Origin of the sequence: uncultured Oscillibacter sp. (assembly GCF_950073225.1) — a bacterium.
Lineage (GTDB): Bacteria > Bacillota > Clostridia > Oscillospirales > Oscillospiraceae > Oscillibacter.
This window is the reverse complement of the sequence record NZ_CATMPS010000068.1, coordinates 1-2,929: the sequence shown is the minus strand read 5'-3', so window position 1 is coordinate 2,929 and position 2,929 is coordinate 1. Positions and strand designations below refer to the sequence as shown.

Genomic DNA, 2,929 nt, shown 5'->3' with positions numbered 1-2,929 from the left:
ACTGCGGGCGGGACAAGGCCATGAGGCTGCTGGCCGAGCTGGACACCGGCAAGGGCGTCGGTCTGATCGAGCGGAAGAAGCAGGGCCAAGGCAAGCCCACCCGGATATATGTCAAGCGTTTCACCACACAGGAGATACCTCCCCAGCCTGAGAAGAAGCCGGAGCCTCCCGCGCCACCTCCTGGCGTCGAGTTTGCCGACGTGCAGAAGTCGGATTTTCCGACCTCAAGACGCCGCAAAAATCCACCTCAAGAAGTCGAGGAAACCGACCCTAATCAAACTAAAAGAAATCAACTTGATTTTATCCAGCCTGATCCATCCATCTATCCCCCAGCCCCCAGCGGGCGGCAAATGGGGATTGATCGATGCGAGGTGAGAGAGGAAGTCAAAGAAAATATCGAATATGAGCATTTACGGCAGGAGCTTCCCTACGACGATGTGGAGAGCCTTTTGGAGCTGATTGTGGACGTGTTGAGCAGCACGGCCTCCACCATACGGATTGGCGGTGAAGTCTTACCTGTGGATGCTGTCAGGCGGCGCTTTCGCCAGCTTGACAGCGAACATATCAAGTACATCATGCTCAATACATCACCGCTATGGCAAAATTTCATCATTACAGTTTTGGAAATGCCCTGCTGATCCTCTTTCAGTGCCCCCACGCCACCAATGTTGCCGGGTATAACACCTGGACACAGTTGGGCCGTCAGGTGAAGAAAGGGGAAAAGGGCATCCAGATTTTAGCGCCTTGTAACTTCCGGGCCACGCTGGAACGGGAGAAGATCGACCCGCTGACCGGGCAGAAGATTTGCGGGCCGGACGGAAAACCGCTTACGGAAAAAGTGAAAATTTCCCCAAACCGCTTTAAGATTGCCCATGTTTTCGACCTGAGCCAGACCGAGGGCCGGGAACTGCCACAAATCGGCGTTTCCGAGTTGAGCGGCGATGTGGCGGACTATACCGGCATCTATGACCGGCTGACCGCCCTATCCCCTCTGCCGGTTATGCAGGAGGCTTTTGAGCGGAGCGCAAAGGGCTACACCAGCTTTATGGAGAACAGAATCGTTATCAAGCCCGGAATGAGCCAGGTACAGACAATCAAAACCCTGGTGCATGAGATTGCCCACGCGAAGCTGCACCAGCCGCAGGATCTGTTGGCAGTACCATCGCCAGCGGAAAAACGGCGCAAGGAAGTGGAGGCCGAAAGCATCGCCTATGTTGTGTGCCAGCATTTTGGCATTGACACCACAGACTACTCCCTCGCCTATGTTGCCAGTTGGAGCAAGGGCACGGAACTTGCCGAGCTGAAAGCCTCGCTCAACGTGATCCACTCCACAGCCGGGGAAATCATTGACGCTATCTCCCCGCCCCCGCCAAAGATGGAACGGACGCAGGAGCGGGTACAGCACCCACGACAACGAAAACAGCGAAGATAAAGGCGGTTTTCCTGTCCGAATTTATTGTAATATTGAGGTGAATATTTGACGCAGGGAAAACAATTTACATTAGGATCACTTTTTGACGGCATAGGTGGTTTTCCCTACGCCGCCTCTTTTTATGGCATCCGTTCCCTGTGGGCCAGCGAGATCATGCCGGAGTGCATATCCATTACCCACCACTACTTCCCGCATATGGCCCATGTGGGGGACATCACCCGGCTCCACGGCGGGAAACTGCCGCCTGTTGACATCGTAACATTTGGAAGTCCCTGCCAAGGGCTGTCAATGGCAGGCCAAAGAAGGGGCCTCGCGGACGAGCGGAGCGGCCTCTTTATGGAGGCCATCCGCATTATTGATGAAATGAGGGAAGCGACAAATGGGCAATATCCCAAATTCGCAATCTGGGAAAATGTCCCAGGTGCAACAAGTTCCGGGGCTGGACGCGACTATCAGGCTGTGTTGTCGGCGTTCACAAAGGGCAAAGTTCCAATGCCTCGATCTGGAAAGTGGGCCAACGCCGGGATGGTACGAGGCGGAGGCGTTACTCTCGCTTGGTGCGTGTACGACGCCCAATATTTCGGAACGGCACAGCGGCGCAGGCGCCTGTTTCTTGTCTGCGATTTTACAGGAAAACGCGCCGGAGAGGTACTCTTTGTCCCCAAAAGCCTGCGCGGGTATTTTGAGGCGGGCGGAACGCCGCGGCAAGGAGCTGCCGCCTTTGCTGAAAGCCGCCCTGATACAGCGGGCGCGGGGACGCTGACAGCGGGAAACGGCCGATACCAGTTTATCCCGCAGGAAGTAGAAATTCTGAACGACCAGGGCGGCGAATCCCTGTCCGTAGAGCGGACGGGGATAGCCCCCACCCTGCGGAGCCAGACCCACGGCAATCTGCCTGTTATTGCCAGTGCGCTGTGCGTTGGCAGCGGACAGGCCCATGCCGGTATTCTGGACAACCAGTCTCCGACCCTAACCGCCGCCCATGAGCAGCCCCTGCTGGTACACCCTCAAATCGCCGGGACGTTGTGCGCCTCCGCTGTTGGCCTGTCCCGGCCCGCCGGAATCGGAAGTGAGCAGGACTTTTGTGTTGTCAGCGCGGGCTTTTCCTATAAGGCGGGGAGCGCGTCTGGAAGCGTCGGCTATCAGGAAGAAACTGCACCGACCCTGCTGGCTGGACAGCTTAGTGGAGTGTTCCAGACATACCCCGCTGTCAGCGCCATTGACTGCCGCAACCACCGGGAGACGGGTGGGATCAGCGGCACATTACCAGCGAAAACAAGCTCTGGCGGCTATTCGCTTAACGATCAGAACCCGGTACGCATCGGCTTTTGTGTGAGGCGGCTGACCCCGCTTGAGGCCGAACGGTTAATGGGCTTATGCAGCGCAAAGAAAAATGCAAAGCTGTTCGTGGAAGCGGCCAAAATTGGCGCAAATCCACAAATAGCTTTGCATAATTCTATGGCGTGGGTCATTCTGTGGTCAACTGTTTAAGCCAAC

3 protein-coding genes are annotated in these 2,929 nt (G+C 56.3%); all 3 read left to right on the top strand.

The window, feature by feature from the left end; genetic code table 11:
* Positions 1 to 638 (top strand): DUF6017 domain-containing protein (locus Q1M04_RS15975; RefSeq protein WP_300448905.1); only part of this gene is annotated, 638 nt, incomplete at its 5' end.
* Positions 596 to 1,432 (top strand): ArdC-like ssDNA-binding domain-containing protein, encoded by an 837-nt coding sequence (locus Q1M04_RS15970; protein WP_300448902.1) that lies wholly within the window; start codon positions 596 to 598, stop codon positions 1,430 to 1,432. The genes Q1M04_RS15975 and Q1M04_RS15970, both read left to right, overlap by 43 nt.
* Positions 1,433 to 1,477: 45 nt before the next feature.
* Entirely contained in the window at positions 1,478 to 2,923 is a 1,446-nt protein-coding gene (locus Q1M04_RS15965) for a DNA cytosine methyltransferase (protein ID WP_300448900.1), read from the top strand.
* The last annotated feature ends 6 nt before the right edge of the window (positions 2,924 to 2,929 follow it).

Excerpts from the sequence above, each read along its gene's own strand:
- Q1M04_RS15970 (WP_300448902.1), top strand. The coding sequence starts at position 596 with ATGGCAAAATTTCATCATTACAGTTTTGGAAATGCCCTGCTGATCCTC.